The following is a 5,407-nucleotide window of genomic DNA, read 5'->3' on the forward strand; positions in this document are numbered from 1 at the left end:
GGCCATGGAATGGGTGCACAGCCGCGCCGAACGCGCAGATCGCCCGTTCGGGTTGGAGAACGTGCGCACGGCTGCCGTCATGACCCTGGGCGGCCCGAAAGGAGCCATCACGCTGGCCGTGGCGTTCACCATATCCTACGCGGTGCCGCAGCGCGACCTCATGATATTCATGGCCTGCGGCGTGATCGTAGTAACCCTGCTTCTGGCCACGTTCGTCGTGCCCCTGCTGGCGCCGAAGAAGCCGCCCACCGACGAGGACCTGCGCTGCGACGAGACCGAGGTGAGCATCGAGATACTGCGCACCGTCATCGAGGATTTGGCCGCGCGCCAGACCGCCGAGAACCGTGCGGCCACGCAGATGGTGATCCGCTCCTACAACGACCGCATCGCGCGCATCAAAAGCCGCAACGACATCGAGGACGAGCCGAACACGGCCCTGCGCCTGCAGGCGGTGCGCTGGGAGCAGGAGCTCACGCTCAAGCTCATCGACGACGAGGAGATCTACCCCATCATCGGCTACCAGTACCTCAGCCGCCTCGCCCGCATCGAGAATATGCTGAAGCATCATCGAGGCCGCTGGTCGGCTCAGAACTTCATGCTGCGCCTGCGAGCCATAGCGCGCTCGGGATGGCACCGCATCGTCGCCGGACTGCCCGGCATCAACGTCACGGAACGCGTGCAGGCCATCCGCGATCTGCAGATGCAATGCGCCGAGCACGTGGTGGAGCGCCTGCAGCAGAAGCTGGCCTCCCCCGAATCGGACGAACCGGCCGAGGACGTCAGCACGCTCTTGCTGGAATACCAGCGTTCCATCACGGCCTTGCGCAATGCCAACCCGTCCATCACCGCCCTCACGAACACGGCAAGCAAGGCCCAAGACATCGAACGCTACGGCTTGCGCCTCGAGCTCGAGCAGATCCAAGCGCGCTACGAAGACGGCGACCTGTGCCGATCCTCGTACAAGCGCCTGCGCGAGAACGTCGCCCTGATGCAGGTCGACCTGGAGGACAACGTATAGGATGCGGCCTCCGTCCGTCGTCCCGAGCGAGAGACGGCAGACTACAGATCCTGCACGTTCATCTTGTTGAGCTGCCGCGACATCTCCATCTTGCGGCGCTGGCGCACATACACCAGCGTGAAGACGACCGCAGGAAGGCAGTACAGGGCAAGGGCGAGAACGGAGGCGAAAAAGGCTCCCGCAGAGAACATGACGCGAAACGCCTCGATGAAGTTCGGGGCGGAGAAGCCGATGGCGGCCACGAGGGACGCTATCGGCAGCACCAAGCCCGCAATCGCGTTTCTCGCCCTCGAGGCCGCGAACTGAAGCGCCACCAATCCGGCGAACAGCGCGACAGCGGCGAGCAGCATGACGAAGGCAGCAGGTCCGAAAAGCATGTCATCCTCCTTCAAAGTGGCGAACCTTGCGATATTCGGATATGAGCACTTTGGCGGCGTCGAAGTCGATGCGCTCGTTCACTGCGAGCCGCTTGATCAGGGCGATGTACGGATCGGTCTCGCGATCCTCCCCTATCCTGATCTTCTGGATGAGCCGGTCGAGCCGCAGTCGGACCGTTGGATAGGTGACTCCGTACTGACGCGCGACCTCTTTCAAGGAACCGGACGCAAGTAAGAACCGCTTGACGAACGCGACATCCTCGTCGTCGAGATCGACCATCCATTCGGGAACCACTTCAATGCTCAACGTGCACACCTCCTTTAGTTTTATTAAAGATACTCTTTAATAAAACTAAAGTCAAGTAATGAGAGCTATCGCCATCCGCTAATCGAATCACCCCATATCTTCAGTGTGCTCGACACGGAAAACGGATGTTTCGATCATTGTTTGAGGTATCAATTGTGACCATACCCTAAACGTCCGTTGTTAAACCATTGGCGGCACAGGTTCGTTCTGGGCTTCATGCGCCGCGAGCCACGCGGAGACCGAGAGAATCCGACAAGATCGAGCGACAGTTCTCCGAAAAACACGTCTATCGAAACAAGCGCTGCCGCCAAGAAAGGCCGAATGGGCCGACACCGGAAGATTCCGATGCCAGCCCATTCGCGTCGTCTAGATTAGGCTATTCACCGTCCAGCTTTTGAGGCCAAGTCATCGGGTGGCCTTCCCAATGCTTTATCGCCGTCTGCCTCTACTGCTTTTCGAAAACACGGGAACGATCAAGTTTCCAATGACGGAAACAACCGGTACCGCCAAAAACCAGAACGATGCCGTTTCACGCGTTACTAAGAACGAAACAAACGCCAGCAACGAAAATATAGTGAGCATTATCATTGATAGGATCGGGCCTCTTTTTGCCTGCTCTATTTCATTGTCAACAAGCCTATCCTGCCTTTTCGACTCGTCAATGGTAAAAGCGTCATTCCATCTGCATATTCGCTCACGTGTCTCAGGATCATACAGCTTATGAACATCCGGATGGGGCAATAGACCCGAAAACGACACAGACTTGCTTTCGGAACTCAAAATAATCCCAGCTGATTCGAGTTCATCTTCTGAAGCAGCGTCGAGAATGTCAACAGCGGCTAGGAGCTCTTCCGAACGCTTATCAAGCGCTTCTTGCTTGCCGATATTCGAGCCCTTTTCATCCTGGCCAAGTTCGAGACGGCTTTCTCCATCGAGTCCTTTCGGACGTTCTCTAGCTTTTTGCTGTTGTCCAGACCGGGGATCGTCAACAATTCCATTGCCGTCATCGCTCACAACCTCCTCCTTCATAGCATTGCAAACTATCAACATATGGCAACAATGATTGTACACCAGAAGCAATCGCATACAGCGAAGGACGCTATACGGTTATCCTAAATTTTTCAGAAGGCGACCTGTGCCGAACCTCGTACAAGCGCCTGCGCGAGAATGTCGCCCTGATGCAGGTCGACCTGGAGGACAACGTATAAAAAAGGCCGCCCATCGGGCGGCCTTCCTTCGAACGAAACCTACATCTTGGCCGGAGCGGAAACGCCCAGCAGGTCCAGCGTCTTGGCCAGCACGATGCGCGTGGCGTCCACGAGGGCAAGACGCGCGTTCGTCACAGCCTCCTCCTCGCCGATGACGTGGCAGTTCGTGTAGAACGAATGGAACAGCGAGGCCAGATCCTGAGCGTAGTGCGTCAAACGGAACGCCGCGCGGTCGCGAGCCGCCTGAGCCACGAGCGGGCCGAAGTCGTCCATCTTGCGCATCAGCGCCAGCTCGGACTCGTGCGTGAGCGGCGAGAGGTCCACGTTCGCCGGGATCACCTTCGAGGCCAAATCGTCCATCGACATGTCGCCGTTCGCGGCCGCTTCGGCATCGGCCGGGTCGGCCGCCTTGCGCAGGATCGAGCAGATGCGCGCGTGCGCGTACTGCACGTAGTACACCGGGTTCGACGCGTCCTTCTTCTTCGCCACCTCGATGTCGAAGTCGATGGGCTGGTCGGAGGACTTCGCCAGCATGAGGTAGCGGGTGGCGTCCACGCCCACCTCGTCGATGAGCTCCTCGAACGTGATCATCTCGCCCGTGCGCTTCGACATGCGCACGGCCTCGCCGTCGCGGAACAGGTTCACCAGCTGGCCGAGCATGATCTCGAGCGCGCCGGGCCAGCCCCACGCGGCCAGCATGGCCTCGCAGCGGGCGATGTAGCCGTGGTGGTCGGCGCCCCAGATGTTGATGAGGTGGTCGAAGCCGCGCTCCATCTTGTTGTAGTGGTACGCCACGTCGCTCATGAAGTACGTCATCTCGCCGTTGGCCTTGATGAGCACGCGATCCTTCTCGTCGTCGAACGCGCTGGACCTGAACCAGGTGGCGCCGTCCTCGACGTAGATGTAGCCCTTCTCGTCCATGGCCTTGAGGCTGCGGTCCACCGCGCTCAAGCCGTCCTCATCGGGCACGTACAGCGAGCGCTCGGAGAACCAGCATCCGAAGGTGGTGCCGAACCGCTCGGTGACGCGGTGCTGCTCGGCCAACTCGTAGGCATAGGCGCGCTCGCGGAAGTTCTCCATGCGCTCCTTCGGGTCGGCATCGAGCCACTTGTCGCCGTCCTCATCGATGATGGTCTGCGCGATATCCTTCACGTAAGAGCCTGCATAGCACGCCTCGGGCATCTCCACGTCGCGGCCCAGCAGCTGCTGGTAGCGCACGGCCACCGACTCGCCGAAGTTGTCCATCTGCGTGCCGGCATCGTTGATGTAGAACTCTTCGAACACGTCGTAGCCCGCATGGCGCATGACGCGCGCCGTGGCATCGCCCAGCGCGGCCCAGCGGCCATGGCCCACGTGCAAGGGGCCGGTGGGGTTCGCCGAGATGTACTCCAGGTTGATCTTGCGCTCGCCCTCGGGAATCTCGCCCTTGCCGAAGTCGTCCTTCTCGGCGCGAGCCGCCGCCACAACGCCCTGCAGGACGGCGTTCGCCAGACGAATGTTGATGAAGCCGGGGCCGGCGATGTCGACGGAAGCGATCATGTCGTTCTCGGGCAGGTGGTCGACGATGATCTGAGCGATCTCGCGAGGGTTCTTCTTGGCAAGCTTTGCCGAACGCATGGCGACGGTGGACGCCCAGTCGCCGTTGCTCTCGTCGCGCGGGCGCTCGAGAGCCGCCTCGGGAGCCTGCTCGAGCGTGAGCGTTCCGTCCTCGCACGCGGCCGCGACGGCCGCGTCGATCAGCTGTTCAAGTTGTTCGCGAATTTGCATGGTACGCATCTTTCCTTAGCGGATGGGTCTTTCGTTTACACGTCTCACGATTCTACCATGTTCCCGAGCGTTTGGGGCACGCAGCCCCCACGCGTTTCACTCGAACGCCCGTTATGCAGAAAACATACACACGACCTCGGATAATCTCCGTTTCGTTGCGCACATATGGTACAGTGACCCAGCAACCGACGAGAGAAAGGACCGGCATGGAATTGCGATTCGAGCATGGGAACTTCGATGACGCGCGCATCGTACGCACACGCGTGTTCATGGAGGAACAGGGTTTCCAGGACGAGTTCGACGACATCGACGACGATCCGCGCACCATCCACGTAACGCTTTACGACGCAAACGCCCTTGTCGGCTGCGCACGCACCTTCCCCGATCCCGACCGCCCCGATCAGCCGGGTCGCTGGGTGTTCGGCCGCCTGGCCGTGCTTCCCGAGGCGCGCCGCGGCGGCTTCGGGGCCGCGCTGCTGGCCGAGTCCGAGCGCCTGGCGCGCGAGGCCGGCGCGACCGAAATGCACCTGCACGCCCAATGCCGCGTCACGCCGTTCTACGAGCGTATGGGCTACGCGCAGTACGGCCCCGTCGAGCTGGACGAGCACGTCGAGCACATCTGGATGGAGAAGCTCCTGGGTGAGGCAGGGGGACGGGGCTAATGTCTCATTCCGCAAGCATACCGCATCCGTATCGACAAGGAATGAGACATTAGCCCCGTCCCCCTGCC

5 protein-coding genes and 1 pseudogene are annotated in these 5,407 nt (G+C 60.5%); 2 read left to right on the forward strand and 4 right to left on the reverse strand.

Translation table 11 applies throughout. The features are described from left to right. Positions 1 to 1,018 (forward strand): annotated as a pseudogene (locus tag ACMO6A_RS14195) (sodium:proton exchanger); the annotation flags it as partial. Between the two features lie 41 nt (positions 1,019 to 1,059). Here ACMO6A_RS14195 and ACMO6A_RS14200 read toward each other — a convergent pair. The 4 genes from ACMO6A_RS14200 to argS form a co-directional block, all read right to left on the reverse strand. Further along, positions 1,060 to 1,395 (reverse strand): hypothetical protein, encoded by a 336-nt coding sequence (locus tag ACMO6A_RS14200; protein WP_009304195.1) that lies wholly within the window; start codon positions 1,393 to 1,395, stop codon positions 1,060 to 1,062. 1 nt (position 1,396) lies between these two features. Further along, on the reverse strand, positions 1,397 to 1,702 hold the full coding sequence (locus tag ACMO6A_RS14205) for a DUF2089 family protein (protein WP_009304194.1): 306 nt from the start codon (positions 1,700 to 1,702) through the stop codon (positions 1,397 to 1,399). A gap of 429 nt (positions 1,703 to 2,131) precedes the next feature. Next, positions 2,132 to 2,716: a hypothetical protein gene (locus ACMO6A_RS14210; RefSeq protein WP_009304193.1), complete on the reverse strand. Its 585-nt coding sequence runs from the start codon at positions 2,714 to 2,716 to the stop codon at positions 2,132 to 2,134. A gap of 233 nt (positions 2,717 to 2,949) precedes the next feature. Beyond that, on the reverse strand, positions 2,950 to 4,677 hold the full coding sequence (gene argS, locus ACMO6A_RS14215) for an arginine--tRNA ligase (RefSeq protein WP_009608287.1): 1,728 nt from the start codon (positions 4,675 to 4,677) through the stop codon (positions 2,950 to 2,952). Positions 4,678 to 4,883: 206 nt separating this feature from the next. Here argS and ACMO6A_RS14220 point away from each other — a divergent pair, with 206 nt between their 5' ends. Further along, the gene (locus ACMO6A_RS14220) at positions 4,884 to 5,339 is read left to right on the forward strand and encodes a GNAT family N-acetyltransferase (protein WP_009304191.1); all 456 of its coding nucleotides are present in this window, start codon (positions 4,884 to 4,886) and stop codon (positions 5,337 to 5,339) included. The last annotated feature ends 68 nt before the right edge of the window (positions 5,340 to 5,407 follow it).

This window comes from Eggerthella sp. (assembly GCF_048329335.1).
GTDB lineage: Bacteria > Actinomycetota > Coriobacteriia > Coriobacteriales > Eggerthellaceae > Eggerthella > Eggerthella lenta.

Coding starts and splice junctions, on each gene's coding strand:
- ACMO6A_RS14200 (WP_009304195.1), bottom strand. CDS start 1,395: ATGCTTTTCGGACCTGCTGCCTTCGTCATGCTGCTCGCCGCTGTCGCG.
- argS (WP_009608287.1), bottom strand. CDS start 4,677: ATGCAAATTCGCGAACAACTTGAACAGCTGATCGACGCGGCCGTCGCG.
- ACMO6A_RS14220 (WP_009304191.1), top strand. CDS start 4,884: ATGGAATTGCGATTCGAGCATGGGAACTTCGATGACGCGCGCATCGTA.